This is a genomic window from Longimicrobium terrae (assembly GCF_014202995.1).
GTDB classification, from domain to species: Bacteria; Gemmatimonadota; Gemmatimonadetes; order Longimicrobiales; family Longimicrobiaceae; genus Longimicrobium; species Longimicrobium terrae.
This window is the reverse complement of record NZ_JACHIA010000016.1, coordinates 106270-133057: the sequence shown is the minus strand read 5'-3', so window position 1 is coordinate 133057 and position 26788 is coordinate 106270. Positions and strand designations below refer to the sequence as shown.

Sequence of the window (26788 nt, the reverse complement as noted above, 5' to 3'; positions counted from 1 at the left end):
GGAAATCAGAGCCGCTGTTCGCGGGCGAGTTCGCCGCGGGCGTCATAGACGCGCATGACGTTGGCCGCGCCGTCGTAGTCCGCGTCGATGACCTGAAAGGCGAGGCCGCCGTTGCGGTAGATCTCGATCATGTCCGCCTTGCCGTCGCCGTTGCGGTCCGTCCACTGGGCGATGGGGCGGGCGCCGCCGGTAAAGCGCACCATCCGCGGGCGCGGGCCTCCGCCTTCGCCCATGGCGCGCACGGCGGACAGATCGCCCAGCCCGCCGAACCACGAGGCCAGTTCGCCGCGCCAGCCGCCGGCCAACGCGGAAGCCGCCGGCATTTGCGGCATATTGGAGGACGGGGGAGACCAGTCCTGCGCCGAAAGACGCGATACGGCCAGCAGGGTCAGCCCTACCGCGGCCGCGGCCAGTCCGAGTGTGCGTCGCATGTGTATCTCCTGGGTGAGTCTGTAGGATACTCGCCTACACGTCCCCAGCGCCAGTGTTCCGTTTTTGCGGCCGGTGCACAGCGCGCCTTTGGGGGCATGCGAACGGGAATTTCCGGCGGAAACGGCGCGCCGTCATCCGCTCCCCCGTACGGCGGGCGGACGCGGGAGATTCAGCCCGGGGCCGCCGCCCGGCGCGGGCCGCGTCCACCATCGTCTGACAGCGGGGGATGCGGATCGGGTTCACGGACCGGCGGAGGAGCGGGCCTGATCCGCCGCGTCCGCCGTTTCTCCGGGGCGCGCGCGGGGGCGGACGGCCGGAGGGGGTACGGGCGTTGCGTAGTGCGGCGGATTCAGGTTGCAGCGTTCCGGGCCTCCGCCGCGGCGGACCCGTTTCCCCCTTTCTCCAAGAAGGTCATGGCCTCTCCGTCCGTTGCCCGCGCGCGCTACCAGGGGCTGGCGGCGGCGCGCAGGTGGGAGCACGAGCCCGCCCGCCCGCGCGAAAAGTTCACCCTGTCCGTGGGCGACCGGGTGGGCGAGCTCACCGTGATCGGGCACGTGGCGCGCGGGCGCATCGCCGAGCTGTACCAGGTGTGGAGCAACCGTCACTGGTGCGCGCTCACCGGCAAGCTGGTGCTTCCCGAGTACTGCGTGAAGGGACAGGCCCCGGTCTCGTTCCGCCGCGAGGCGGAGGTGCTGGAGAAGCTGAAGCACCCCAACATCGTGCGCCTGTTCGGCAGCGGCGAGGCGGACGGGCGGCCGTTCATCCTCCTGGAATATCTCGCGGGGCCGTCGCTGTTCGACGTGCTGGAGGGGCTGCCCAACCGCCGGCTGCACGTGCCGGACGCCATCCGCGCCATCATGCACGTGGGCGCGGCCATCCACTACCTGCACCGCTGCGGGTACATCTACCGAGACATGAAGCCGGCCAACGTGCACCTGCGCGAGGGCGTGCCGGTGCTGCTGGACTTTGACGTCGTTCGCGAGCTGGAGCCGCTGCGCCGCCCGGCCGACCGGCTGGGAACGGCGCCGTACATGGCGCCGGAGCAGGTGCGGCGCGAGGTGCTGACCACGGCCACGGACGTGTACGGGCTGGGCGCGCTGCTGTACGAACTGGTGACGGGAAAGTGGCCGCATGAGGAGCCGGTGGACGCCGCGGACGAGGCGTTCTGGGACGAGCTGGACGAGGACGACTCCGACGAGCCCGAGCCGGTGATCAAGGAGCGCACGGCGGTGGTGGACCACGAGATGACCACGCGCGAGCTGGAGCAGCGGTATCCGCAGCTGTGCCAGCCCATCGTGCCGCCGCGGGCGCACACGCCGGGGCTGCCGCGCGCCTTTGAGGCCGCCGTCCTGCGCGCACTGGATCCGGATCCGTCCGCGCGCTACCAGACCGTTTCGGGGTTGCTGGCCGCGCTGGCGCCGATGCTCAAGGGCAAGAACCGCATGTGGCCGGAGAACGCGCCGGTGGAGCGGCGCGCGGATACGGCGACGAGATAGAGGGGAAGTGCGTGAGTGCGGGGTGCGTGAGTGCGTGAGTGCGACAGCTCACGGCGGCCCCCACCCGGGCTCGTACTACTCGCCCACCCTCCCCCAAAAAAGACTGGGGGAGGGTTGTTGGGGCGGATGGTTCGGTGCGGGAAGCGTCGATCGTCGGGGGAGCAGATGACGTTGAGCGAATGAATCCGCCGCTCAAATAGCGGTAAGCCCCGACTCATGGCCGCTGACGCGTCCACGATCGGGGCTTCAACTGCGTTGGGACACGCACGGGGTCAGGGGCCAGTCCCCGCGGGCGGACACCGTATTCGGGGCACGATTTCACCGTCACGCAAAAGCGCGCCGATCCGCACCGCGATCTCCCGCCGCGCTGAGGTCTCCCCCTCTCCCGCTTGCGGGAGAGGGGGCCGGGGGGTGAGGGCTGCCTGCCGCCGCGCGACACCATCCGGAGCACACGAATCCGCCGTTCTCCCTTTTCCCCACGGGGGGATCACACGGAGAAGGGGCGGAACCATCGGTCCGCGGTGATCTGCACCTCCACGGATGGCACGCTCAACCATCGCGCCGCAGATTCCGCCCACGACGTACAATCCCCGCGAATCACCCCGATCCCGCAATCACGATGGAAATCCAGGAACGCGACTGGAAGGTTCTGCGCGATCTCAAGCAGATCGCGCTGGACCGTTTCTGCGCACAGGTGCTGGACGAGTGCACGCGCATCATCCAGAACGAAAGGCTCGGCGCTCACGACCGCTATCGGCGCGTTTACGAAATCACCCGTGAGCGAGACAGGAAGCTCGCCGACACGTTCGATGGGCTCAGGCGCTCCAACGCGTTCTTCGCCCTGATGGCCATCCGCCACCAGGGACTGCTGACCCAGGACGAGTTTGACCGCTTCAGTCCGGAACTGCGCGACCGGATCGATGGCGCGCTCAGCCTGTGATCATCCCCACAATCCTCTCCCCCCAACGCCTGCTCGGAAGGCTGATCCAGTGACGCGAGTTCTGCGATGGGGGATCCTGCTGCTCGTTGCCGGGTGCGCGTGGCGGGATGAGCCGCTCACCGGTGAGGACGGTCTGGCCGGCGATGAACCGGCCGTCTACGCCGCCGCGATGCACAGCCGGTTCGAATTGAAGGACGGTGCCGCGGTATCGATCGTGGACAGTACGACCGCCGTCGGGCCCGACTTGCGTTCGGTGGACGACAGCGTCCTGGCGTCCCCGGAAGTGTGGGCCGACTTCCGCGGCAAACAGGCGGGACCGCCCACCGGAATCCACATCCCGCCATCCCCGAAGTACCGGCTGGTCAGGGCGGCGGACCTTCGCGGCTCGCCCGCGTTCGGCAAGGCGTTCCCGGCACCCGGGAGCTACGTGCGTTTCTCGCCCGTGGGATTCGACAGGGAGCGGCGGCATGCGCTCGTATTCATCAGCTTCAGTTGCGGCCCCCGGTGCGGAACAGGCGACTTCGTATTCCTGAGCCGCCACGGGTCGCAGTGGAGGGTCGACAAACTGTCTGTCGCCTACTTCGTGTGACGGAACGGACGCCCGCGGGCCCACAGCATCACGCACGCCGATCCCATGCTGTTCCACTTTGAACTCCACGACGCGGGCTGGGCGACCGTATTCTTTGCCCAAGGAGCAGCGTCACACGAGCTTCCATTCTCCTACCTGCGCGACAGCCCGCGCGACATGATCGAAGCCGTCGTGCGCCTGCTGCGCGGATCGGCCGAGGAGCGCGTCACGTTCATGCAGGAGCCGGGTGAGGTGGTGCTTCAGATGCGGAGGCTGGCGGGCGACCTCATCCACCTCAAGCTGTTCGAGGGCGAGGACTGGGGGATGGCGGACGTGGCCGGCGGCGAGCCCGTCTTTCGGCACAAGCTGCCGCTGGCCCGCCTCCCCGGGATCGTCGAGGCAGAGTTCGGCCGGATGCTGAGGGAGAGCAGCCCGGCGGACTATCAGGCGCGGTGGGGATTCGCGTTTCCCGCGCAGCCGCTGGAGGAGATGCGCGCGCGGCTCCGGTGATCCATCGATCCGAATCATGAACGCGAACGGCCGGCCCCCATCGGGAGCCGGCCGTCCGCGTTTCATCCATCGATGCGCAGCCCTACTTGAGGCGGCGGTCGTCGGGGATGAGGGATTTGTGGATGCCCAGCGCGGCGCGGATTCCGTCCGCCGCGGCGCGCATCGCCAGGCGCGAACCCGGCGTGATGTCGCCCGCCGCGTACAGGCCCGGCACCGTGGTCTCAAAATCCCGGTCGACTTCCAGAATCCCGTCCTCGTCCGCCTGGCACCCCAGGTCGGCGGGAAAGGTGGAGCCGGGGCCGGACGCGATGTGAAAGAACATCGCCTCGAACTGCTGCGTGCTGCCGTCCGCGAACACCACCTGCTCCACGATCCCGTCCTTGCCCTCCAGCCGCTCGATCACGTCCTCGCGCACGGGGATGTTCCACCGCTCCAGCGCGCGCTTGGCCGCGTCCTCGATCTCCGCCGGATGCCCGTCGGTGAGGATGGTGAGCTTGTCGGTCCATGTGAGCATGTACATGCAGAACGCGGCGATCTGGCGCCCCCAGCCGATGACGCCGACGTTCTTGTCCGCGGCAGACAATCCGTCGCAGTCCGGGCAGTGCCAGATGCTGCTGCCGTAGAAGTCGTCCAGCCCCTCGATTTCCGGCTTGATGTCGCGCAGCCCGGTCGCCATCAGGATGCGGCGGGCGCCAAAGGTGCGGCCGTCCTCCGTTTCCAGCATCCACTCGTCCTTGCCGCCGGTGATGCTGACGACGGTGCACCGCTCGTATTCCGCGCCGGCGTCCACCGCCTGCAGCTTGCCGATGCGGCGCAGTTCGGCCGGCGGCGGGTCCTGCAGCCCCAGGTAGCCGTGCACGCCCCAGGTGACGGCGTTGCGGGGATCTTCCGTGTCAAAGATGCGAACCTTGCGGCGGTAGCGCGCCAGCCAGAGGCCGCCCGCCAGCCCCGCCGGGCCTCCGCCGATCACGATTGCGTCGTACATCCCGCCGTACGGCATTCAGCCTCCCGGTGCGCCATGAGCAGAGCCCTGTTCCAGCCTTGTGCAGGGTGCAAGCGCCGGGCCGGTTGGCACTCGGGCGGCGCGCCGTTTGCCCCGGGGCGCGGGCGCAGTATACTGAATTCCATCGACACGAAAAAATCCCTTGCCCCTCCCCTCCCCGGCGGGCCGCCGCGGAGGGCCGGTCCCTGTCCTCACGGAGGTCGCGGTGCACCGCTCTGCCCATCCCCTGCTCGCCGCCCTGATCACCCTGTCCGCCGCGACCTCCGCCGCGGCGCAGACGCCCGCCGCCGCGGCGCTCCCGCCGGCGGACAACCCGCGCATCACGCAGATCGTGCGCGACGTTTCGCCCGCGCGGATGGAGGCGGACGTGCGGCGGCTGGTGAGCTTCGGCACGCGGCACACACTGAGCGACACCGTTTCGCGCACGCGCGGGATCGGCGCGGCGCGGCGGTGGATCTACGACGAGTTCCAGCGCATCTCCCGCGACTGCGGCGGGTGCCTGGAGGTGCGGTACATCAGCGAGGTGATTCCCGGCGGCAACAATCCCCGCATCCCCACCGACACGCGCGTGGTGGACGTCGTCGCCTTTCTTCGCGGGCAGACCGATCCGAATCGCCACGTGCTGATCATGGGGCACTACGATTCGCGCGTGACGGACGTGATGAACGTCACCGCGGACGCACCCGGCGCCAACGACGACGCTTCCGGCACCGCGGCGGTGATCGAGGCGGCGCGCGTGCTCAGCAAGCACCGTTTTGACGGGACGATCGTGTTCGCGGCGCTGGCGGGAGAAGAGCAGGGATTGAACGGCGGCGAGATCCTGACGCGCTACGCCAAGGCCAACAACTGGCAGATCGCCGCGGTGCTGAACAACGACATCGTGGGCAATTCGCGGGGGATGAACGGCGCCACGGACAACACCGTCGTGCGCGTGTTCGCGCCCGGCATCGCGCCCGACGCGCCCGCGGCCGACCTGCGGCGGTACCTGTACAGCGGCGGCGAGCTGGACGTGGCGCCGCGGCAGCTGGCACGGTACATCGACCGCATGTCCGACGCGTACGTGCCCAATCTGGACGTGATGATCGTGTACCGGCTGGACCGCTTCGGCCGCGGCGGCGACCACACGCCGTTCTTTCTGGGCGGATACCCGGCCGTGCGGCTGACGGAGTTGTACGAGGACTACACGCGCCAGCACCAGGATCTGCGGACGGAGAACGGGATCCGCTACGGCGACTATCCCGAGGACGTGGATTACGTGTACAACGCGCGGATCACCTCGCTGAACGCGGCCTCGCTGGCGGCGCTGGCCGGGGCGCCCGCCGCGCCGGACTCGGTGACGGTGCGCGGCGCGGTGACGCCCAACACGGTGCTGCGGTGGCGCGCGGTGAACGCGGCGGACCTGGCCGGCTACCGCGTGTACTGGCGCCTGCCGGCGGACGTGAACTGGACGCACTCGCGGTTCTTTCCGGGCAACGTGACGGAGGCTACGCTGGAGAACATCGTGATCGACAACTGGTTCTTTGGCGTCGCCGCGGTGGACCGCGACGGGAACGAGAGTCTGCCGGTGTTTCCGGGGCCGGGACGGTAGGGGAAGTGCGTTGGTGCTGGGTGCTGGGTGCGTTAGTGCTGGAACAGCAGTACGAGAGTGCGAAGGTACGAGAGTACGAAAGTAATTGATGACGGGTGAGAGAAGCCGCCGGGGCCCGATGGAGGGCTCCGGCGGTTTTTCGTGTGGATGATGATGGGCGGGGGGCGGAGTCCAGGGCGGCCCCCACCCGGGCCGGCACCACCGGCCCACCCTCCCCCAAAAAAGACTGGGGGAGGGTTGGGGCGGCGGATGGGTCGGTGCGGCGGGCGTAGTTGGGCCCGGCGAGCGGATTCGGTGGAGCGGATGAATCCGCCGCTCAAACGGCGCAAAGCTCCGACACCGGCCGCTGGCGCGTCCGGTTCGGGGCTTCAAGTGCGTTGGGGCTGACGGCGGGGTCAGGACAATCTGAGACCTGACGATTTCATGTCCTCCAGCAGCAGATTTTCAACGCGGGGCGGCAGCCGGGGACGCGTGCCGAACCCGCCTCCGTACCGAACGGCTCCCCCTCCCCGCTTGCGGGGCGAGGGGGCTGGGGGGAGGGGGCTGCCCGCCGCCACGCCGAACCATCCGGAACGCACGATCCTGGGGTGTGCTCCCTCTCCCACATCCGTTCGTGGGAGAGGGTCGTCGTGCGCAGCACGCGGGGTGAGGGCCACAGCCCGCGGCCACTCCACATCCTGTACCCCGCCACGTAACCCACCCCGCCCGATCCGCGGCTACTTCGGTCCATTCGGATCGATCAGCCAGCGGCGCAGGCTGTCGAGCGCCATCTGCGCCGTCTGCCCCTTGATCCACTCGCGCCCGCGATCGGGGACGGTGAAGCGGCGCGACCAGGTGCCGCCCTCCCACGCCAGCCCGATGCAGACGGTCCCGACCGGCTTGTCCTCCGTGCCGCCGCCCGGCCCCGCGATCCCCGTGGTCGACAGGCCGAGGTCCGCGCCGGAGATGCGGCGCGCGCCGGCCGCCATCTCCGCCGCGGTCTCCGCGCTCACCGCGCCGAATTTCTCGATCGTCTGCTCCGAGACGCCGAGCACGCCCGTCTTGGCCTCGTTGCTGTACGTGGCGACGCCGAGCAGAAAGTAGGCGCTGCTCCCGGGCACATCCGTCACCCGGTCGCCGATGCGGCCGCCGGTGCACGACTCCGCCAGCGCCAGCGTCAGCCCGCGCTCGCGCAGCATCCGCCCGACGGTTTCCTCCATCCCCTCATCGCCCCCGGCGTAGATGGACGCGCCGAGCCGCTCGCGCACCACGGATTCCAGCGCGTCCAGCCGCGACTCCAGATCGTCGTCCGGCGCGCCGTGGACGGTGACGCGCACCTGCACGCGGGGGAACGCCGCCCGGAACGCCAGCCTCGCCTCCGCAGGATCGATGGCGCCGACCAGCAGTTCATCCAGCTTGCTTTCCGCCAAGCCGAAGGTGCTGAAGGTGCGCGAGGCGAAGCGCTGTCCCGGATTGCGCGCCGCCACCCACGGCAGCAGCGACTCCGCCACCATCCGCTTCGTTTCGCGCGGCACGCCGGGAAAGCAGGCTACGTGGCGCGTCCGTCCATCCACATCCACCGGACAGACGAAGCCCGGCGCCGTCCCCGTGGGATTGGGGAAGACGGTAGCGCCCGCGGGGAAGTCCGCCTGCTTCAGGTTGTTGGCGGGCATCTCCATCCCCCGCGACGCAAAGATGTCGCGGATGTGCGCAGCGGACGCCTCGTCGCGCACCATGGGGCGGCCGGCGAGGCGGGCGACGCAGGCGGTGGTCAGGTCGTCGGCAGTAGGGCCGAGGCCGCCGGTGCAGACGACGAGTTCCGCCTCCTCCAGCGCGCGGCGCAGGGTGCGGACGATGGCGTCCTCGTCATCCGGAACGGCGAATCCCGCCACCGGCTGAACGCCCAGCGCGCGCAGTTCGCCGGCCATGAAGCCGGAGTTGGTATCGGTGGTGAGCCCGCCGACGATCTCGTCGCCGATGGCCAGAAAAGCGGCTTTCACAGTAACGGCAGGGAATGGGGAATAGGGAATAGGGAATAGAAACAGCGCGCCGGGCGCGGAGCTTCGCTCATCAGCAAAGGCCCGGCCCGGCGCGTGATCCATCAGCTGCTTTCGTACTTTCGCACTCAGCAGTTCCGCACTAACGCACTCACGCACCCAGCACTCACGCACTTCCCTACTTCCCCCGCATCGCCTTCAGCGCCGACTTCACCGCGTCGCGCGGGATGCGGGTAAGGCCGTTGAACTCGCCGCCGGAGCCGATCCATTCGCCGCCATCGATGGTCACCACTTCACCGTTGATGTACGGCGCGCCGTCGGAGATCAGGAACGAGGCCAGGTTGGTGAGTTCATCATGCTTGCCGAAGCGGCCCATGGGGATGCGCGCGCGGGCCTCCGCCTCCAACTCCGGCGTGGGCATCAGCGCGTTCCAGGCGCCTTCCGTGGGGAACGGGCCGGGCGCGATGGCGTTGGTGCGGATGCCGTACGTGGCCCACTCCACCGCCAGCGAGCGCGTCATGGCCAGCACGCCCGCCTTGGCCGCGGCGCTGGGGATGACGAACGCCGAGCCCGTCCACGCGTACGTGGTGACGATGTTGAGAATGCTGCCGCCCTTGCCGGACGCGATCATCCCCCGCCCGACGGCGAGCGTGGCGTGAAAGGTCCCGTTGAGGACCGTCGAAACGACGGCGTTGAAACCGTTGGGCGACAGGTCTTCGGTGGGCGACAGAAAGTTGCCCGCGGCGTTGTTCACCAGCACGTCGATGGGGCCGAACCGCTCCGCGACGGCGGCGGCCATGGCCTCCACCTGCGCAAAGTCGCGCACGTCGCACGGATGGGTGAAGACGCGGTCCGGCGGGCCGATGTCGCCGGCCGCGGCGGCCAGGCGCTCCTCGCTGCGGCCGGTGATGGCCACGCGCGCGCCCAGCGCGGCAAAGGCCTTGGACATCGACAGCCCCAGCCCGGAGCCCCCGCCGGTCACCAGCACCGTCTTGTTCGCCAGCAGATCGTCCCGGAACACGTTGCCTCCGTCGCGCGATTTTGGTGTGATCCCCCGTGGTGCGGGTGACACTACGCGCGGACCGCGCCGCGCGAAAGGCCGGAGGCAGTGGCGCAGGGGCGGCGGCAGGCGCTAACTTGCGGCAGAATCAACGACTTTCGCCGCATCAAGACGCCGCCCCATCGCATGCGCATCCCGTTCATCCACCGCGCGTTCGCCGTGCTCGCCCTGGCGCTGGGGCTGGCCGTCGCCGCGCCGGCGCGCGCCCAGTTCGCGCCGCCGTCCACCGACACCACGCTCACCATCGTCCTGCTCACGATGGGCCAGGGCGACATGGTGTGGGAAAAGTTCGGCCACAACGCCGTGTGGATTCACGACCCCGCGGCGGGGACGGACGACGTGTACAACTACGGGATGTTCGACTTCAAATCCCCCGGGTACTGGAGCCGCTTCATCGCCGGAAACTGGCTGTACATGCTGGGGCGCAGCGACATCAACCGCACGCTGTTCGAGTACGACTACTTCAAGCGCGCGGTGTGGGGGCAGGAGCTGAACCTGACGCAGGCGCAGGCGCGGCAGGTGCAGCAGATGCTGCGCATCAACGCGCTGCCGGAAAACCGCGAGTACCTGTACGACTACTATCGCGACAACTGCACCACCCGCGTGCGCGATCTGCTGGACCAGGTGCTGGGCGGCGTGATCAAGGCGCGTACGAAAGATGTGATGACGGCGACGTCGTACCGCTGGCACAGCGAGCGGCTGATCGCCGACGACCGGCTGTCGTACTTCGGTCTGGCGGGCGGGCTGGGGCCTGCGGCGGACCGCCGGATCACGGCGTGGGAAGAGATGTTTCTGCCGTTCAAGCTGCAGGAGCAGATGCGCGCGACGCGAATCCGCGGCGCGGACGGCACCGTGCAGCCGCTGGTGCGCCGCGAGTGGACGCTGCTGGCCGCGCCGGGCCGTCCGCCGGTGCGCGAAACGCCACCGCCGTACACCATCGGCTTCGCCATCGCGGGGCTGCTGATCGCGGGCGTGCTGGTGTGGACGGGGCGCAGGGCGCGGCGTTCGGCGCTGGCGCGGTTCGGGTTCTCGGCGGTGAGCACGCTGTGGCTGCTGATGGCGGGAATCGGCGGATTCGTGCTCGCGTACCTGTGGGCCAACACGAATCACAGGATCGCGTACCGCAACGAGAACCTGCTGCAGCTTTCGCCGCTGGCGCTGGTGCTGATCGTGCTGGTGCCCTGCGCGGCGTACGGGGCGCGGTGGGCGGCGCGCGGCGCGTGGATGGTGGCGGCTACGGTGGCGGCGCTGTCGGTGATGGGCTTTGTGCTGCAGGTGCTGCCGGGGCTGGACCAGCGCAACGCGCAGATGATCTGCCTGGCGCTGCCTATCAACCTGGCGATCGCGTACGTGGTGCACGGATTCATGCAGGCCGCGCTGCCTCCGGTGGACGTGATGGCGCGCGAGCGGAAGAGCCGCTTCGGGCGCGCGGCGGCGCCGGCCAAGGCGCGGTAGGGCACACGGCGGCCCCCACCGAGCTCGTACTACTCGCCCACCTCCCCCAAAAAAGACTGGGGGAGGTTGGTCCGGCCGGAGAGTTCGGCGCGGACGCGCGTGCGGAGGTCGGCGCAGGAGGAAGGCGGAGATCGGAGAGGCGGGAAAGCCTCCTTGAGCGAATGAATCCGCCGCTCCAAAAGCGGGAACCCCCGACACGGCGCTATTCGCGCGCCGTTCGGGGCTTCAACTGCATGGGACGCGAGCCGAGACGGCCGGCCCAGTCCGCGCAGGCGGACTTCGTGTATTTCGAGGCGCGGTTTCAACCGCCGGGCGAGGGCCGTCGCACACGCACGAATCGAATCGGCGGCGGGGGCCTGGGGTGTGCTCCCTCTCCCACATCCGTTCGTGGGAGAGGGTCGTCGCGCGGAGCGCGCGGGGTGAGGGCCACAGCCGGCGGCGGCACGATCCTCCGCCGACCAGACGAGGCCGGGATCCCTGTACTCCCGTACTCTCGCACCGCCGTTCCGCACTAACGCACTAACGCACCCAGCACTAACGCACTTCATTTTCCGTCATGGAAGTCCAGATCTTCGGGACAAAAAGCTGCAACGAGAGCAAAAAGGCGCTGCGCTTCTTCAAGGAGCGCCGCATCAAGACCCATTTCGTGGACCTCAAGGAGCGCCCGGCCGCGCTGGGCGAACTCAAGCGGTTCGCCGAGCGATACGGCGTGCAGGCGCTGCTGGACCGCGACGGCAAGCAGTTCCGCGAGCGCGGCCTGCACGTGGCCGCCATCTCCGAAGCGCGCATTCTGCCCATGCTCGCCGACGATCCCCTGCTGCTCACCACGCCGCTGGTGCGCTCCGGAAACCATCTCACCATCGGCTGGGACGAAGCGAAGTGGAAAACCTGGATCACCCCGTGAGCCGCCGATGAGGATCGTCAAAGGAAAACTCGCAGGCCGCCACCTGACCTCGCCCAAGCAGGGCCGCGTTCGCCCGACGACGGAAAACGTGCGCGATGCGCTGCTTTCCGCGCTGGAACCGCGGCTCAAGGGCGCGCGGGTGCTGGACCTGTTCGCGGGCACCGGCGCGCTGGGGCTGGAGGCGCTTTCCCGCGGGGCGCGCTTCGCCGACTTCGTGGAAAGCGGGCCCGACAGCCTGCACGCGCTCAAGTCCAACGTCACCGCGCTGCGCATGCGCGACAAGGCGCGCATCTTCAAAAAGGACGCGCTTCCGTTCGCCAGGGCGCTGCCCGCGCGCAAGTACGACATCGCCTTTGCCGATCCGCCGTACGAGTCGCGCATGCTGGACCGGCTGATCGAGATGTGGATGGAAACGCCCTTCGCGCAGCTGCTGGTGGTGGAGCACGCGGCCTCGCACGAGCTTCCGCCGGGCGGCAAGCGGCGGCAGATGGACGACACCACGGCGGTCACCTTCTACCTCGCCCCCCCGCCCCCGCCCGAGGAGCCCGCGCCGGCGGACTCGGACGCGGAGCTGGACGCGCAGGCGGAGGACGTGGACGCGTGAGCATCGTCATTCGCCCCGCCACCGCGGCGGACGGAGAAACGTTCCTCTCGCTCGTCGACGCGCTGGCGGATTACGAGAAGCTGGACCGCCCTTCCGCCGACGCGCGCGAGCGGCTGATCCGCGACGCGTTCGGACCAGCGCCGCGCATCAGCGTCTTTCTGGGCGAGCGCGACGGAACGGCGGTGTCGTACGCCATCGTGCTGGAAACGTACTCCTCGTTCCTGGCGCTGCCGACGCTGTATCTGGAAGACCTGTTCGTGATCCCCGACGCGCGGCGGTTCGGCATCGGGAGCGCGTTCTTCCGCTTTCTGGCGGGTGAGGCGCTGCGCCGCGGCTGCGGGCGGATGGAGTGGGTGGTGCTGGACTGGAACCAGCTCGCCATCGACTTCTACGAAAAGCTGCAGGCGCGCCGGATGAGCGAGTGGTACACGTATCGCCTGACCGCCGAACAGCTTCGCGAGATTTCCGGCGAGGGCTGACCGGTTCGGTGGATGAACGTCATCAGTCCCGGAGGACGGCGTCGCGCGATGCCGTCCTCCACTGTTTGAGCGCCGGCGCGATCGGGATGGATCGCCCATTCTGGTTGATCGAAGAAAAGAAACGGACGATTGCGTGCTGCACCTGGAATCACTGCTGGAACGCATTCCCGCGCGCCCCGACGCGGCCGAGCTGGTGGCGGGATTTGTTCCTCCGCCGCGCTTTGCCGCCAAGCGCTTCGAGGACTACACGCCCGATCCCCGGCATCCCTCGCAGGCCGCTGCAGTGGCTCGCCTGCGCGCGGTCGGGGATGAGTTGCAGGCAGCGGAAAGTGGATGGTCGCGCATGCGCGCGGCGTTCGGGCGGGCCCCGCGAGGCGGTGGCGTGTACCTGGATGGCGGCTTCGGTGTGGGCAAGACGCACCTGCTCGCGGCGCTCTGGCACGCCTCGCCGCGGCCGAGCGCGTACCTGAGCTTCGACGAGCTCGTCTACACCATCGGCCTGCTGGGGGTGGACGCGGCGCGCGAGGCCTTCCGCGGGCAGCGGCTGGTGGCGGTGGATGAGTGGGAACTGGACGATCCGGGCAACCTGAAGCTGGCGATCGCGTTCCTGCGCGGCGCGCTGGCGGACGGCGTGCGCGTGGCGACCACCTCCAACACCATTCCCGACGAACTCGGGCGCGGGCGCTTCGACCAGAAGAGCTTCACCAGCGAGATCGAGGAGCTGGCGACGGCGTTCGAGGTGCTGCGCGTGGAGGGAGAGGATTTCCGCCACCGCCGGTTCCAGGCGGATCCGCGGCGGTCGTACTTTCTGGATGCGGAATCGATGGGCCGCGCGCGGGCGCAGGCCGGTCCGCGGTCGCTGGTCGTCCCCTTTCCCGCGCTGCTGGCCGGGCTGGGAACCGTGCACCCCATCCGCTTTCACGCGCTGGTGGATGCGGTGGATGAGCTGCTGATCGAGGACGTGCGGCCCATGCCCGACCTGTACGATGCGCTGCGGTGGGTGCACTTCGTGGACAAGGCGTACGATGGCGCCGTTGCCCTTGCCGCCACCGCGGAGGCGGATCTGGGCGACCTGTTCCGCCCCGACTGGCTGACCGGCCCCTACGGCAAGAAGTTTTCGCGCTGCCTGAGCCGCATGGAAGAGATGCTCGGCGAGCGCCGCGCCAGGCTGTCCGCAGAGGCCGCGCCCCCGGTGGCGTAAGGGGGGGATGGTCGCCCCTCGCGGACGGTGCCGCGTGCCTGACCTGGGGGATGAGATTGGCCGCGCCTCGAATAGGATTGAGCCGCAGACCTCCCTGAGCGAATAAATCCGCCGCTCAAAAAGCGGGAAGCCCCGACACGACGCCCACAGGCGCCGTGTCGGGGCTTCAACTGCATTGGAGATCAACCACTACAGTCTCAGGCTCAGTCCGCGCAGGCGGACTTCGTGTCCTTCGAGGCGCGGTTTCAACCGCCGGATGAGCGCCGCCGCACACGCCGGATTCTGATCCCGCGCCGACGCTCCCTCTCCGCAGGGGCGTACTCCATCGACCTACAGACGCACCACGCCGTCGGTGCCCAGCCGCGCCTCGATCTCGCGACGTACCGCGTCGAACGCGCTGTCCGCCATCACCGGAAGCAGTTCGTGCGTGGGGAGTGCCTGCTCCAGTTCCACCCACGACACACATCCCTCGTACCGGTTCAGGTCCGGCAGGGCGACCGGCTCGGAGAGGCGGTACGCGCGCACCAGCATGGCGTGCACGAACGGCTTGCCGCGATACGCGAACCGCGCGTGCGCGGCCGGTGGCGCCAGAGGATGAAGCCCCTGAATGCGGTCCAGCGCCTCCGGCGTCGCGATCCGCCACACGTCTTCCACCACGCAGTAGACGCGAAAAGGAATTCTGTCGCGCGACTCCGGTCCCGTTCCCGACAGCAGCGGGTGAAATTCCTCTGCCAGATCCGCCGGGTTCTGGTGCCATCCCGTGGGAAAGATCCAGAACTCGCGGTGATCCACGCCGAACTCGCCCGTCTTTTCATGGATGCCGCCCTTTCGCACCAGCAGCGACAGGCGCCCGGCCGCGAGCGCCTCATCCACCACCGACCACTCCTTGAGCGCCGAACGGTTGCTCGTTTCCATCACTCCCTCCCGAACGGCAGGGCCACGACGCGCGCTTCCGGCCCGTCCGCCGCGCCCAGGCGGACCGTGGCGCCGGGTTCCAGTTCACGTCGCGCGTAGCCCATGGCGATGGTCTGCCCCATCCTTGGCGAAAAGGCCGCGCTCGTCACCCACCCCGACTCGCGCCCGTTCTCCGGGTTGAAGAGCGGGGTACGCGGTGAGGGCGCGGCGGAATCCGCCAGCAGCAGGCCGCGCAGGTGGCGGTTAACGTGTCCCCGGTGCGCGATGCGGATGATGACTTCCTGCCCCGTGTAGCACCCCTTGGTAAAGGAGATGGCGCGCTCCATCAGTCCCGCCTCTTGGTACGCCTCGGTGGGAATGGTCTCCTCGGTGATGTCGATGCCGTAGCGGGGGCGACCGGCCTCGATGCGCAGCGTCTCCAGCGTACCGAAGCCGACAGGTCGCGCGCCGATGGCCGTCCCGTGCTCCGCGAGAGCCGCCCACAGCGCGGCGGCCTGCTCCGCGGGGACGAACACGTCGAAGCCCGCCTCCAGCCCCGCCTCGCGCGTGGCGGCAACCAGCAGGCGCGCGCCCGCGAACTCCGGCTCCACGAAGGCGTCTTCCGCCAGGTCCGCCGGGATCTCCGTGCCCAGCACCGCGGCGAGCAGTTCCGCCGAGCGCGGGCCGTACACGCCGATCTCGATCAACGAATCCGTCGCCTCGGCCCACTTGGCGAACATGGGCGGAACGAACTTCTTGAGGTGGTCGCGCGTGCCCTCCAGCGCCTCGCGCGCGATGTCGACGATGAGCTCCGCCGCGCCATCCACGTCGCGGCGAAAGGCGCGCAAGTCGGCCAGGGTGCGGCCCTTGGGCGTGAGCATGGCGGCGTAGACGCCCTGGCCGGCGGGCGCCTTGAGCAGGTCGTTGGTGATCAGCCCGTGCAGCATGCGCGCGGGGTCCTTGCCCCACAGGCGAAAGCGCGCGCGATCCGCCCGCTCCGCAAAGCCGGCGGTCTGGCGCACGGCCTGGTATTCCGCGGCGGCATCGCCAAAGTGGCGGACCACCTCGCGGCCGGCGACCTCGGCCCAGCGCGCGCCGGCGGCTTCCAGCGGCGCGCGCAGCGGCGACACCGTGGCGGGAATGGTCGTATCCGTCATCGTGATTCCCTTCCCCCTCGAGTTGCCCGGCGGACGATCGTCACGCCTGCGGCGCGCCTTCGCACAGGGTGCGCAGACGGTCATCCGCACCCTCGTATTCCGTCACCAGGCGCCGGACGTCCGCCGTGGATGCCGCGTTGGGCAGATCCACCTTGATCTCCTGCCCTTCGCCGCGCGGCAGAAAGATGATGGTGACCTTCCAACCTTCGACGCCGGTTGCCTTTCGGGCCACCAGGTCCACGCTGTATTCCGTGCCGCCGCACGCGAGGCGGTCTGCCAGCCGGTGCTCCTTCCAGGAGGAGCTTCGGGAGATTGCCATTGAGCCGTTCTGCCGGTGCGCGTTGAGTCCGTCTGCCGAAAGGGAAAAGATAACCCGCGCGTCAAACCCGCTGCAACGCGCGCGCATCAGGAAGATGTGGGGGATCGATGAGGATGACGGGTGGTGGCGGATGATGGTTGGTCCCGGTTGTCCATCGATGACGGATTGTCGATCGGTTGGTGGCGGGATGCGGATCGGAACGGCGGACGGTGATCGACGGATCGCGGACGACGATGGCGGTCATCGATGATCGATGATCGATCAACCATCAATGGCGGATGGCGGATGGCGGATGGCGACCGCCGGATGGGAGTGGATGAGTTCGGCGTGAAGAACAGATTCTCGCGTGCCGCGCGCGATCCTGAGCGAATAAATCCGCCGCTCCAAAAGCGGAAAGCCCCGACACCGGCTGCTGGCGCATCCGGTTCGGGGCTTCAACTGCATTGTGGGGATGGTGCGGCGCGTCCCGCGTAGTTGGCTCGGCGGAAAGTAGATCCTTCGTCGGCGCCATGGTTTCGGCGCGCGGGCGGAGAACGGCCGGCGCCTCCTCAGGATGACATGATTTGGCGTGGAAGACAGAGGGAACGTGCCGCCTCCTGCGTGGAGGTCACGCATCGAACCCGCCGCCGAGCCGAACGGCTCCCCCTCTCCCGCGGAGCGGGTGGAGGGGGCTGGGGGGAGGGGGCCCTCTCCGGCGGCACGTCAGCATCCGAAATCGAACTGAGTCGCCGTTCTCCCCTTCCCGTGCGTCTGTTTGCACGGGGAGAGGCCGGGGAGGGGCCTCACAGCGGCAATCCCCCTCCGTTCAGCCTCAGAAATCCTTGCGGATGCGCTCGCGCCAGAAGTCGGCGGCGGTGGCGAGGGAGCCTTCCGTGAACCGCAGGCCCAGCACCGCAAACAGCCCGCGCTTGCCGTAGTTGGCGAAGTCCGCGTCTTCCAGCGTGCCGAAGCGGTACCCGCCCTCGATCTCCAGCCCGCCCTTGAACCCCATGGTCAGCGACGGCGCCAGGCTCCACCGGCGCGCGCCGGTGATGCCTTCCGCCAGCAGCCGCCCGTCCATGCGCCCGCGCAGGTTGCCCAGCAGGTCGCGCTCCAGCCGCCCGCCCACGAACTGCGCCGTGGACCGCAGCGTTCCCGTGGTCTCCACCGTGTCGCGCGCCGTCGTCAGGCGCAGCGCGTAGCGGCCGGCCACGGTCCACCCTTCCAGCGGCGCCCACACGGCGTCCGTGGCCGCGATCATCCGCTGCTCCGTGCGCGCGCCGGCCAGCACCGTTCCCGCCAGCGGGTTCTCCGCGAAGCGCCACTCCAGCTTGGTGAGCACGTTCCACGCGTCCGAGCCCGCCGGCCGCACCGCCACGCCCAGCATGGAGCGCTCGCTGCGCGTCATCTCCTCGCCGGCCGCCGCGTCCTTGCGGTTGTCTTCGTACCAGTCGTGCCGGGTCAGCAGCGCGCCGTTGCGGCCCAGCGCCATGTCGCCGCCCAGGTCGAAGCGCCATCCGCTGCGCTGGTCGCCGTCGTGGAACTCGGCGCGGCTGCTCATCCGCGGGCCAACCGTCGGCAGCAGGTCCAGCCCCAGCGAGCCGGCCCAGCGCTCCTGCTCCTGGTGCGCGAACGGAAGCGAGCGCACCGGGTCCACCAGCGGCGCGCGGTCCAGCCCGAAGCGGCGCTCCATGATCCCGTTCACCGTCCAGCCGCCGCCCAGCGCCAGCGACTGATTCCACCCCAGCACCGCGGCGTGGCGCGCCTCGCCGGCTTCCATCCGCTCCACCCCCGCCATGGCCCGCGCCCCGAAGCCGATGTCGGTCTTGAGCGTCAGCCCGGCGATGGCGTAGGCGGCCGAGTCCGGCGCCATCCGCGCGCGGCGCCAGTTGCCTTCCATCCGCACGCCGGGCACGATCAGCTGCGACGCGCCCACGCCGATCTGCTCCGGCCGCGTGGCGCCCGATTCCGGGTTTTCCAGCGGGCGGCTGCCCTCCAGCCACACGTCCGTCGTGGGGGTCAGCGCCAGCGTGGCGCGGCCCAGCGCCACGGACGAGGTGCCCGCCGCGCCCTGCGCGTCGCTCAGCATCCCCGCCTCGGCGGTCACGCGGCGGCCGGCCACCTTCTGCTCGGCCGTCAGCGTGGTGCTCTGCCGCTGCACGTCGTACTCGCGGAAGTTCTGCCGCTCGTGCCGCAGCCGCAGCCGCGCGTCATCCGTAATCCGCAGCTCCGCGCCCAGGCGCAGCTCCTCGAGCCCCGAACGCAGGCGCGGGTTCATGCTGCTGGCGAAGCCGTCGCCCACGCGCAGCCACTCGGCGCTCACGGCCATGTGGTCGCCCGGAATCTCCCAGCGCAGGTGCGCCTGGCCGGCCACCGAGCTGCTGTCGCCGCGCGCGCTCAGGATCTCGCCGCCGAACAGCAGCCCGCCGCGGCGCATGCGCACTTCCGCGCCGAACAGGTCCGAGGGCGAGGCGCCCAGCGCCTGCAGCCCTTCGCCGGCCGTCCCCGTGCCGTCGTGCACCCCAAAGAAGGCCACGCCCAGCGAGTCGGCGCCCAGCCGCGGCATCAGCCGGGCGGCGTCCGTCTCCATCCGCAGCCCGCCCACGAAGCGCGACTCGCCGCCGGAACGGCGCTCCAGCAGGGCGACCACGTACACCGGGTTTCCGTACGCGTCGCGCGACGGAACCGCGCGGCTCAGCATCACTTCGCCGGTGCGGTAGTCGATCTGGTAGTCGTAGAAGCGCAGCAGCTCGTCGCGGCGCAGCAGGCGCGCGGCGTTGTCGCGGTCGCGCACTTCCACGGCGATGCGGTCCGTGCCCGGCCGCACCCGCCCGCCGAAGCGGTAGGGGCCGCTGGTGCCGTCGGCCTCCAGCTGCGCCTGCGAAAGCGCCTGGTCCGTCAGGCTGCCGAAGGCGCGCCACACCACGGCGCCGGTGCCCACGCGCGCCGCGGCGCCGGTGAGCGAGCGGCCGTAGCCGCCCAGCCGCTCGCTGCCGCTGAAGTCGCCCGTGGCCACGTCGCCCATCTCCACCCAGTTCAACCCGCGCTCCACCCGCGCCGACAGCGCCTGCGTCGACGACCCGAAGGTGCGCCGGTCGCTCTCGTCGCCCAGCGTGGGATAGCGGCCGTCTTCCGACGGATCGTAGCCGCGCCCGAAGAACTCGGTGTCGCCGTCCTGGCGGCGCGAGTCGTAGGTCACGCTCACCGCGGTCTGCGCGTCCAGCGCCCCGCGCACCACCATGGCGCCGTAGCTTTCCGGCGCCGCGCCCACACCCACCTGCACCGCGCCGGTGGCGATCAGCGGCCGCGTCGTGGGCAGCACCGTCAACGGCAGCGTCAGCGTGGCCTTGGCGGAGCGGATCCGCAGCTCGCCCGCGCCGATCAGCGACCCCGCGCGCAGCGGCAGCGCGACCACGCCGTCCACCCCCGCGCGTCCCTGCCACCCCTGCGAGCTGCCGTCCGCGTCCTCACCGCCCAGCATGGCGCCCACCGCTTCGGCCGTCACCTGCGGGCCGTCCGCCACGGGGACGCCCCACTCGTCCAGCACCCGGACCCGCACCGGCGTGGGGCGGCGGTCTTCCGCGCGCAGCTGCACGGGGCCGCCCACCGCCTCCAGGCTGTGGGGCGCGCCGGAGCGGTGCACCGCCACGCTGTCCCAGCGCTCCTGGCCCCACGAGTTCCTGGTCCACGCGCGCAGGCGGCCGGGGCCGGCGTCCATCTCCAGCCCCACGAAGTCCATCGAGCCGTCCGGGCGCAGCACGCCCTCGCCCACCATCCGCTCGCCGGCGTACAGGCGGGCGGCCGCGCCGGGCTCGCCCTGCAGCCGCACGTTCATGCGGTTGGTGACGACGATCGCCCCATCCATGGGCGCGGTGATGCGGATCCCCGGGCCGGCAACCATGGACTGGCGCTCCTGGTCGCCGCGCGCCGCCTCGCTCCACAGCGGGGCCACCGTCGCGGGGACCGGCTCCGGCGAGGTGGACGGGGCCGCGGCGCCGCCGCCGCCCGCCGCCGCGACGACGGGCTCCGTGCCGGGCACCAGGCGGAAGCCGGCGGTGGGCATCGTCCATCCATCCACCTGAACGCGCACGTCCATGGCGGACCCGGGGGCCAGCCGCGCGCCGCGGGGCAGGCTCAGCGTGTCCAGGCGCAGCACGTGGCCGCCGCGGCGCAGGTCGGGGAAGCTGAAGCGGCCCTGCGCGTCGGTCGTCACGACCTCGCCGCTGGCGCTCCACACTTCCACGCCCTCTACGCCCTGGTCGCCCGCGCCCTGGCGTCCGTCGCCGTCGCGGTCGATCCACACCTTGCCGATCAGGGTGCGGCTTTCCATCGGCTGCCCCTGCCGCAGGCGCACCCACGCGGTGGCCGTGTCGCTGGAGATGCGCCCGTTGTCGGCCTGGGCCCAGGCGTGGTTGCCCACCCGCGTGCCGCCGCGCGGCGCCGTGGCCATCACCAGCGAGTAGCGGATGGTGATTTCCGGCGTGGGCCACAGCGGGCCGGCCACGAAGAACCGAACCATCCGCCCTTCCATCTGGATGGAGTCGGCGCCGGCCACGCCCTCGCGCACCAGCCGCGCGCCCTCGGGAAGCTCGTCCGTCACCATGATGTTGCGCAGCGGGGCCAGGCCGCGGTTGCGCAGGGTGATGGTGTAGGGGATGGCTTCGCCCAGCGACGCTTCCAGCGCGGAAGAGGTCTTGCTGATTTCCAGCTCGCCGCCGGTGGGCTGCTCCACGATGATGGGAAGCGAGCTGGCGCTCACCCCGTCGGCGTTCTCGGCGCCGGCCCAGGCGCGGTTGACGAGGGGCGCGCCGCGGCCGGACTCGTTCACGCGGGCGGTGACCTCCACCTCGCGCGCGGCGCCCGCGGCCAGCTCGCCCAGCGTCCAGCGCACCACCTGCCCGGTGATCACCGCGTCCGGCCCGCCGCTTACGGGGACCAGCCCCTCCGGCAGCGTGTCGGTGATGACGACGCCGCGGGCCGCGTACCGGTCCGACGAGTTGCTCACGCGGATGGCCCACGCCACCGACTGTCCGTACGCCACGCTGTCGGCGCTGATCTTAGTCTTGCTCAGCTGCAGCGCGGGGCGGCCCAGGTCGGTGACCGCGGGGGTGGAGACGACCGTCGTCGTCCCGGAGGACAGCGAGGCCACGTTGGCCAGCACCGTGGGATCGGCGTCCGCCGCCACCACGGCGCGGAAGGCGATCGTTCCCTTGGCCGCGGGCTCCACGGCACCCAGCGCGACGCGCAGGCGGTCGCGGCCGCCGTCCACGCGGTCCGCCGTGCCCGCGTCGCCGTCTTCCGCGTCGGAAAGCGCCGCGCCGTTCCAGCGGACCGAGCCGGGAACCAGCCGCGCGCCGGCGGGAAGGGTGTCGGAAAGGAGAACGGCCGGGGCGACCGCGTCGCCCGCGTTCTCATACGAAATCGTGTAGACCAGCGTGTCGCCGCGGGCGGCGGAGGCGCGGTCCACCCGCTTGTCCAGCGCCAGCGAGGCCGCCGGCGTACGCACCGTCAGCCGGTCCGTCACCGAGGACTGCGCCTCGGCGGCCGCCATGCTCACGGCCTGCACCTGCACCGTCATTTCGCCGTCCGCCGCGTCGGCGGGGGCGTCAATCACCAGCAGCACGGGGACGGCGGCGCCCGCTTCGGCCGCGAGCGGCGCGGCAATCGCCGGCTCACCCTCGTCCAGGGCGCCGTTCCCGTTCAGGTCCTGCAGCAGGAGGGCCGTCCACCCCGCCGGTGCACGCACCGACAGGGTGAACCGGTCCGCCCCGTTCCCCAGGTTCTGCAGCACGTGCGCGAGCACGCGCCGCGATCCGGGAGCCATTACCGCGGCGCGGGGAGGCGTGATCGCCACCCCCGCCGTGCGGGTCACCGTCACCGTGGCCTCGGCGTCCAGCCGGGCGCGCACGGTGTCACCATCCCCCTGGTAGGTGGCGGTGGCCCGGTTCACCACCGGCTGCGTGACGGGAACCTGGGCCGCGGCGCGAGCCGCGGGGGCCAGGGCGAGCACGAGGGCGAGCGCCAGCCCCCGGCGGACCGAAGTCCGCCGGCGGCTGGTGCCGTCCATGCCCGAGCGCGAAAGGAAGCGCATTCCCGTGATCAGCCGGTAGGTGGGATTCGCGTTACTTGACGCGGACGCGGATCCAGAAGTACCGCGACGCGGCCGGCGCCAGCGTGCCCGTCAGGCTCGCGCTCACGGTGCCGGAGGTCTCGGTGATCGTCCATCCCGCGGCGTCGGTCGCGGTGCTGACGTACGTCACCTGCGAGGGCAGCGGATCGCTGACCGCGACGGTGGCCGCGGCGGCGCCGCCGGCGTTGGTGACGGTGATGCGGTACCAGATGTACTCGCCCGGCAGCACGGTGCCCGAGACGGCCGTCGTCTGGTTGTCGCGGAACGCCTGCTTGGTCATGGTCAGCGCGGCGCGGATGACGATGACCGTCACGGTGCCGGTGGTGGTGACCGCGGAGTTGTTCCCCGAGGTGGAGGTCAGCGTGATGTTGCTGGTGGAGCCGGCCGGAACCTGCGAGACGGTGTAGTTCACCGTGATGGTGACGCTGCCGCCCGCCGGAATGGTGACCTGCCCGCCGCTCACGCCCGTGCCCGTCATGGTGCCCAGCGTGACGACCGCGCCGTTGCTGCTGGCCGGAACCAGCGAGTACGTGTCGCTCGCGTTGCCGGTGTTGGTGAGCGTGTACGTGGCCGAGTAGCCGGTGCCGTTGCTGGGCAGGCGGTACACGGTGGCGTTGGACGAAGCGCCGCCTTCCACCGTGGTTCCGGCGCCGCCGGCCACCGGGGGAATCACGTTGGTGGTGGACGCGTCCGACGTGGTGGTCACCCGGCGCGACGTGGCCGTCAGGGTCACCGGCGTCGTCTGTCCGCCGCGGCCCGGGGCCACGGTGTAGACCACGGTAACCGTCACGGTGCCGTTGGCCGGCACGCTGGTGACCGCGAGCGCCGCGTTCAGCGCCGCCAGCGTGGGATAGGTGGTGCTGCCCAGCTTGTAGCCGGTGATGGTGACGCCGGTGCCGGCCGTCGTGGCCACGGTGACGCTGTCGACGCCGTTGCCGCTGTTGGTGATGGTGAACGGCAGTTCATTGCCCGTGCTGGGCGACGCCGGGGTGACGGTCGCGGGCGACGCCACGTCGGGGTTGGCCAGGTAGCCCACGGTGACCGACGCCGACGCGGTGACGTTGGCGTAGGTGTTGTTGTTCGCGTCCGTCCAGCTCGCCGTGGCCGTGTTGGTGATCACGGTGCCTTCGGGAGTCAGCTGTGCGCTGGCCGGCTTCACCAGCGCCACGGGCGCCAGCAGGAGTGCGGCGAGCGCGGCCCGCCTCAGGGTCTTCATCGGTGTTGGTCCTCTCGGAAAATTGGGTAGGGAAAGGGGAAAACCTTACGGCCGGGCGGCGGGCGCAGGGGCACCCGCCACACGGGCGTCAAACTCGGCGGTGACCGTGGCGCCCGGCGCCACCTGACCATCCACCGTCCATCGTACGTGCGTGAACCGCTCGGCGGGGATCGGGCGCCGCACCCGCTGTCCCTGCTCGTTCGTCACCATCTCCGAGGGCTGGGCGGCAAACGTCCGCCCGCCATCGGCCGAAAACTCCACCCGCGCGTCGGTGCGGCTGGCGCGCGTCGACGCGTCCACCAGGCGCATTCCGCCGGCGAGAGGGTTGGCCAGCGTCACGCCGCGAATCGGGGACGACCCCGGATTGCGGAACGCCAGCCGGTACCGCAGCACGTCGCCCGGGCGCGCCGTGGCGTCGCGGCGCGTGGACCCGCGGGCCGCCTCGGCCTGCGCGGTGCGGTTTTCCACCGTCACCGACAGCGGCGACGGGGTTCCGCCCTGCGCCCGCAGGGGCATGGCGAAGAACAGAACCAGCGCGAGCGCACTCAGGCGCGAAATCACAGACTTCATCGTTCTCGTTCCTTGTGAGTGGCACAGCGCGGGGGCGGGCGCGAAAGCCGCCTGTCCCGCGCGGAGGGTCAGCGGATTCGCGCGACAAAGGTGAAGTTGGCGGCCGGGGGCGAGGTGCCCGCGGCCAGGTCTCCGGTCAGGGTCCAGCGCAGCCGGCGCACGCAGGCGTCGTATCCCACGGGAGCGCCGCAGCCGCCGGCCACCGGCGTGTATCCAAAGGTGACGCCGTCGCTGCTGTACGCGGCCACCGCGGTCACGCCGGCCGGCAGCGCCTGGGTGACGGAAGCCAGCTTGAAGGCCACCTGCGGGGGCACGGAATCCGTCACCACCACGCCGCGGGCGGCGAACTCGCCCACGTTCCTGACCTGCATGGCGTAGGTGAGATCCGTTCCCGGTGACAGCGTGTTGGCCGGGGTGACGCCCTTGGTGATGGTGAGCCGCGGGGCCACCCGGCGCATCTGCGTGTAGCCGGTGTCCTGCGCGGGCGCCAGCGTGGGATAGGTGGCGGAGCGCGCCTGCAGGTTGATGAGGCCGGGCGCCCCGGTGCCCACCGGAACCGTGTACCACACCAGCACGTTCAGCGTGGCGCCGGAGGCCAGAAAGACCCGCGCGCTGTCGCCGCGCGTTCCCCGCGTTACGCCCGGGCCGGTGATGGAGTCCAGCACCATCAGCCCGGCGGGGGCGGTGACCGATGAGAGCAGGTCCGCGTTGTCGCCGGTCAGCGACACGTTCTCCACCGTGAACTGGCGGGAGTAACGGCCCGGCAGCCGGCTTTCCTCCACCGTCAGGCCATCCGGCGTCACGTTGACGAGCGACACCGACAGCGAGGTGAGAATGGTCTGCAGCACCACCATGTCGCCGCCGGCCGACAGCGCCACGGCCGCCGTGCGCGCGCGCGGCGTGAAGTACGAGGAGGCGTTGTAGGTGTCCAGGTCCACGCCGTATACGTTGCTGCGGCCCGGAACGGTGGTGTTGATGGTGGAGTTGTACGGATTGGCCGCCGGGTTCAGCCCGTCGCTGAACGGCGATCCGTTGAACAGCAGCTGCTCGGGATACTGTGCGTCGCCCGCGATTTCGGCGTCGCCTTCGTACAGCAGAAAGGTGACGCGCGCCTCGGGCTCGTCCGCCGCCATGAAGTTGGTCAGGTTCACGCTTTCCGTGGCCTGGCGGAACGCGCGCAGGCCGTGGCGCAGCTGAATGCGGCGGACGGGAAAGGCGGGGTTGCTGTAGACCACGAACATCGCCCACCCCTTGGCCACGCCCTCCACGTCGCAGTACGGGTTTCCGGTGCTGACGGTGAAGTTGCTCACGCCGTAGGTGCCGTTGCCGCGCCACTGCGCCGTGACGTCCACGAACCCGCCGAAGTAGCGCAGGTTGTTGCCGTTGTACGGATACGTGCTGACGGAGGTGACTTCGGCGTTGACGGTCACCGCTCCGCCGGACGGACGGGCCAGCGTCACCGACGCGTCGGTCGTGGTGCCGCTGCCGGCCCAGTACAGGTAGGCGGCCACCAGGGTGGACCCCGTGGGGATGGCGACGTTGGCGGTGCTGCTGTTGGCCACCGCGCAGGCGTCGCCGCTGTTGCTGCCGGTGCGGTGCGTGTTGCCGACGGCCACGTAGTCGATGGTGCCCTCGTGCTGCCGGGCCAGCGTAAGCACCTGCGCCGCGGCGGGGGAGGAAACCAGCAGGCCGATGATGACGATCAGCAGCCCCGCGGCGCGGCCCGCGTTCCCGATGCGGAACACGCCCCCGGTCGCGGCTCCACGGCCCCACGCGCGGGACTGCCGGCCCGGGCGCACTGCGCCGGACCGGAAAGTCATCCCGTCGAATCGTGAGAAAGCCGCGGAGAACAAGGAAAAATCGCGTCAGTTGGAACGTGAGCCGGGCGAAGCAATCGGTGGGGCCGCAAGGCGGGCACGAGCTTCAACACAGTGGGGGCGCTGGGAGATGGCCCAGACCCGCCCCGCTTCGCCGCCGGAAAAAGGCAACGAACATACCAATTTAGCCTTCCACGTAAACAGGTATCCTGCAACAGCTTACAAGGATTGTTGAAAGTAGCCCGCGAGCACGTGTTCCCGTTTGGAAACACGCTCCGGTTCCCGATCCGCGACTCCGCACCCCAGGGGACATCGCGTTCCCCGCCGCGCCGCAAATGTTTATCGGGGATGGGGGCGCTCCGCCTCCGACAACTCTCTCCGTCCGGCCGTGGGGAATGACCGGCCGGGTGCGCCGGTCCGGGGTGAGAGCCGCTCTGGAGTGTGTCGGCCGGACGGCGCGTTCTTCTCCGATGAGCGTCTTCGGCACGAG

Annotated in this window: 22 protein-coding genes; 10 read left to right on the top strand and 12 right to left on the bottom strand. The window is 70.4% G+C overall.

Translation table 11 applies throughout. The features are described from left to right. Window positions 1–5 precede the first annotated feature (5 nt). The gene (locus tag HNQ61_RS20970; RefSeq protein WP_170032632.1) at window positions 6–431 is read right to left on the bottom strand and encodes a hypothetical protein; all 426 of its coding nucleotides are present in this window, start codon (window positions 429–431) and stop codon (window positions 6–8) included. 414 nt (window positions 432–845) lie between these two features. Between HNQ61_RS20970 and HNQ61_RS20965 the strand changes: the two genes are divergently transcribed. The 4 genes from HNQ61_RS20965 (at window position 846) to HNQ61_RS20950 (ending at window position 3946) form a co-directional block, all read left to right on the top strand. Beyond that, complete coding sequence (locus tag HNQ61_RS20965) at window positions 846–1928, top strand: serine/threonine-protein kinase (protein WP_170032635.1); 1083 nt, start codon at window positions 846–848, stop codon at window positions 1926–1928. A gap of 619 nt (window positions 1929–2547) precedes the next feature. Beyond that, window positions 2548–2868, top strand: coding sequence for a peptide ABC transporter substrate-binding protein (locus HNQ61_RS20960; protein WP_170032637.1), 321 nt, complete (start codon window positions 2548–2550; stop codon window positions 2866–2868). 49 nt (window positions 2869–2917) lie between these two features. After that, window positions 2918–3457: a hypothetical protein gene (locus tag HNQ61_RS20955; RefSeq protein ID WP_170032639.1), complete on the top strand. Its 540-nt coding sequence runs from the start codon at window positions 2918–2920 to the stop codon at window positions 3455–3457. A gap of 45 nt (window positions 3458–3502) precedes the next feature. Beyond that, on the top strand, window positions 3503–3946 hold the full coding sequence (locus HNQ61_RS20950) for a hypothetical protein (RefSeq protein ID WP_170032641.1): 444 nt from the start codon (window positions 3503–3505) through the stop codon (window positions 3944–3946). 82 nt (window positions 3947–4028) lie between these two features. Here HNQ61_RS20950 and HNQ61_RS20945 read toward each other — a convergent pair whose 3' ends face one another. Then, window positions 4029–4946 (bottom strand): NAD(P)/FAD-dependent oxidoreductase, encoded by a 918-nt coding sequence (locus HNQ61_RS20945; RefSeq protein ID WP_183685772.1) that lies wholly within the window; start codon window positions 4944–4946, stop codon window positions 4029–4031. A gap of 208 nt (window positions 4947–5154) precedes the next feature. On the opposite strand from HNQ61_RS20945, the gene HNQ61_RS20940 reads away from it, so the two are divergent. Next, window positions 5155–6537, top strand: coding sequence for a M20/M25/M40 family metallo-hydrolase (locus HNQ61_RS20940; protein ID WP_205761233.1), 1383 nt, complete (start codon window positions 5155–5157; stop codon window positions 6535–6537). Window positions 6538–7253: 716 nt separating this feature from the next. Here HNQ61_RS20940 and HNQ61_RS20935 read toward each other — a convergent pair. Together HNQ61_RS20935 and HNQ61_RS20930 are read right to left on the bottom strand one after the other, a co-directional pair. Further along, window positions 7254–8516, bottom strand: a complete 1263-nt coding sequence (locus HNQ61_RS20935; RefSeq protein WP_170032645.1) for a competence/damage-inducible protein A — start codon at window positions 8514–8516, stop codon at window positions 7254–7256. Between the two features lie 175 nt (window positions 8517–8691). After that, complete coding sequence (locus HNQ61_RS20930) at window positions 8692–9534, bottom strand: SDR family oxidoreductase (RefSeq protein ID WP_170032647.1); 843 nt, start codon at window positions 9532–9534, stop codon at window positions 8692–8694. 165 nt (window positions 9535–9699) lie between these two features. Here HNQ61_RS20930 and HNQ61_RS20925 point away from each other — a divergent pair, with 165 nt between their 5' ends. The 5 genes from HNQ61_RS20925 to zapE all read left to right on the top strand — a co-directional run bounded on the left by HNQ61_RS20925 (window position 9700) and on the right by zapE (window position 14216). Further along, complete coding sequence (locus HNQ61_RS20925; protein WP_183685774.1) at window positions 9700–11028, top strand: lipoprotein N-acyltransferase Lnb domain-containing protein; 1329 nt, start codon at window positions 9700–9702, stop codon at window positions 11026–11028. A gap of 556 nt (window positions 11029–11584) precedes the next feature. Next, a complete protein-coding gene (locus tag HNQ61_RS20920; RefSeq protein ID WP_170032651.1) occupies window positions 11585–11932 on the top strand; it encodes an arsenate reductase family protein in 348 nt (115 codons plus the stop codon). Window positions 11933–11939: 7 nt separating this feature from the next. Then, the gene (locus HNQ61_RS20915) at window positions 11940–12536 is read left to right on the top strand and encodes an RsmD family RNA methyltransferase (protein WP_170032654.1); all 597 of its coding nucleotides are present in this window, start codon (window positions 11940–11942) and stop codon (window positions 12534–12536) included. Continuing rightward, the gene (locus HNQ61_RS20910) at window positions 12533–13015 is read left to right on the top strand and encodes a GNAT family N-acetyltransferase (RefSeq protein WP_170032656.1); all 483 of its coding nucleotides are present in this window, start codon (window positions 12533–12535) and stop codon (window positions 13013–13015) included. Before HNQ61_RS20915 ends, HNQ61_RS20910 begins: the two co-directional genes overlap by 4 nt. Window positions 13016–13148: 133 nt before the next feature. After that, window positions 13149–14216 carry an AFG1/ZapE family ATPase gene (zapE, locus tag HNQ61_RS20905; protein ID WP_170032658.1) on the top strand — a complete coding sequence of 356 codons (1068 nt, stop codon included), beginning with the start codon at window positions 13149–13151 and terminating at the stop codon, window positions 14214–14216. A gap of 330 nt (window positions 14217–14546) precedes the next feature. Here the strand turns inward: zapE and HNQ61_RS20900 are convergent, their stop codons facing one another. From HNQ61_RS20900 to HNQ61_RS29685, 8 genes are all read right to left on the bottom strand, one after another. After that, on the bottom strand, window positions 14547–15131 hold the full coding sequence (locus tag HNQ61_RS20900) for a DUF1802 family protein (protein WP_170032660.1): 585 nt from the start codon (window positions 15129–15131) through the stop codon (window positions 14547–14549). Continuing rightward, complete coding sequence (gene ygfZ / locus HNQ61_RS20895; RefSeq protein ID WP_170032662.1) at window positions 15131–16267, bottom strand: CAF17-like 4Fe-4S cluster assembly/insertion protein YgfZ; 1137 nt, start codon at window positions 16265–16267, stop codon at window positions 15131–15133. The genes HNQ61_RS20900 and ygfZ overlap by 1 nt, the downstream gene beginning before the upstream one ends. A gap of 40 nt (window positions 16268–16307) precedes the next feature. Continuing rightward, entirely contained in the window at window positions 16308–16586 is a 279-nt protein-coding gene (locus tag HNQ61_RS20890; protein WP_170032664.1) for a hypothetical protein, read from the bottom strand. Between the two features lie 61 nt (window positions 16587–16647). After that, the gene (locus HNQ61_RS20885; protein ID WP_170032666.1) at window positions 16648–16830 is read right to left on the bottom strand and encodes a hypothetical protein; all 183 of its coding nucleotides are present in this window, start codon (window positions 16828–16830) and stop codon (window positions 16648–16650) included. 567 nt (window positions 16831–17397) lie between these two features. After that, a complete protein-coding gene (locus HNQ61_RS20880) occupies window positions 17398–22656 on the bottom strand; it encodes an SdrD B-like domain-containing protein (protein WP_170032668.1) in 5259 nt (1752 codons plus the stop codon). 31 nt (window positions 22657–22687) lie between these two features. Beyond that, a complete protein-coding gene (locus HNQ61_RS20875; RefSeq protein ID WP_170032670.1) occupies window positions 22688–23911 on the bottom strand; it encodes a copper chaperone PCu(A)C in 1224 nt (407 codons plus the stop codon). Between the two features lie 45 nt (window positions 23912–23956). Continuing rightward, the gene (locus HNQ61_RS20870) at window positions 23957–24481 is read right to left on the bottom strand and encodes a DUF11 domain-containing protein (protein WP_170032672.1); all 525 of its coding nucleotides are present in this window, start codon (window positions 24479–24481) and stop codon (window positions 23957–23959) included. A 68-nt stretch (window positions 24482–24549) separates the two neighbouring features. After that, on the bottom strand, window positions 24550–26226 hold the full coding sequence (locus HNQ61_RS29685) for a DUF11 domain-containing protein (RefSeq protein WP_170032674.1): 1677 nt from the start codon (window positions 26224–26226) through the stop codon (window positions 24550–24552). Window positions 26227–26788 lie beyond the last annotated feature (562 nt).

Bases quoted from the DNA above. Each gene is read 5' to 3' on its own strand.
- HNQ61_RS20950 (WP_170032641.1), top strand. From the start codon at position 3,503: ATGCTGTTCCACTTTGAACTCCACGACGCGGGCTGGGCGACCGTATTC.
- HNQ61_RS20925 (WP_183685774.1), top strand. From the start codon at position 9,700: ATGCGCATCCCGTTCATCCACCGCGCGTTCGCCGTGCTCGCCCTGGCG.
- HNQ61_RS20890 (WP_170032664.1), bottom strand. From the start codon at position 16,586: ATGGCAATCTCCCGAAGCTCCTCCTGGAAGGAGCACCGGCTGGCAGAC.
- HNQ61_RS20870 (WP_170032672.1), bottom strand. From the start codon at position 24,481: ATGAAGTCTGTGATTTCGCGCCTGAGTGCGCTCGCGCTGGTTCTGTTC.
- ygfZ (WP_170032662.1), bottom strand. From the start codon at position 16,267: ATGACGGATACGACCATTCCCGCCACGGTGTCGCCGCTGCGCGCGCCG.
- HNQ61_RS20920 (WP_170032651.1), top strand. From the start codon at position 11,585: ATGGAAGTCCAGATCTTCGGGACAAAAAGCTGCAACGAGAGCAAAAAG.
- HNQ61_RS20915 (WP_170032654.1), top strand. From the start codon at position 11,940: ATGAGGATCGTCAAAGGAAAACTCGCAGGCCGCCACCTGACCTCGCCC.
- HNQ61_RS20970 (WP_170032632.1), bottom strand. From the start codon at position 431: ATGCGACGCACACTCGGACTGGCCGCGGCCGCGGTAGGGCTGACCCTG.
- HNQ61_RS20960 (WP_170032637.1), top strand. From the start codon at position 2,548: ATGGAAATCCAGGAACGCGACTGGAAGGTTCTGCGCGATCTCAAGCAG.
- HNQ61_RS20880 (WP_170032668.1), bottom strand. From the start codon at position 22,656: ATGCGCTTCCTTTCGCGCTCGGGCATGGACGGCACCAGCCGCCGGCGG.
- HNQ61_RS20885 (WP_170032666.1), bottom strand. From the start codon at position 16,830: ATGACCGCCATCGTCGTCCGCGATCCGTCGATCACCGTCCGCCGTTCC.
- HNQ61_RS20875 (WP_170032670.1), bottom strand. From the start codon at position 23,911: ATGAAGACCCTGAGGCGGGCCGCGCTCGCCGCACTCCTGCTGGCGCCC.
- HNQ61_RS20945 (WP_183685772.1), bottom strand. From the start codon at position 4,946: ATGCCGTACGGCGGGATGTACGACGCAATCGTGATCGGCGGAGGCCCG.
- HNQ61_RS20965 (WP_170032635.1), top strand. From the start codon at position 846: ATGGCCTCTCCGTCCGTTGCCCGCGCGCGCTACCAGGGGCTGGCGGCG.
- HNQ61_RS20900 (WP_170032660.1), bottom strand. From the start codon at position 15,131: ATGGAAACGAGCAACCGTTCGGCGCTCAAGGAGTGGTCGGTGGTGGAT.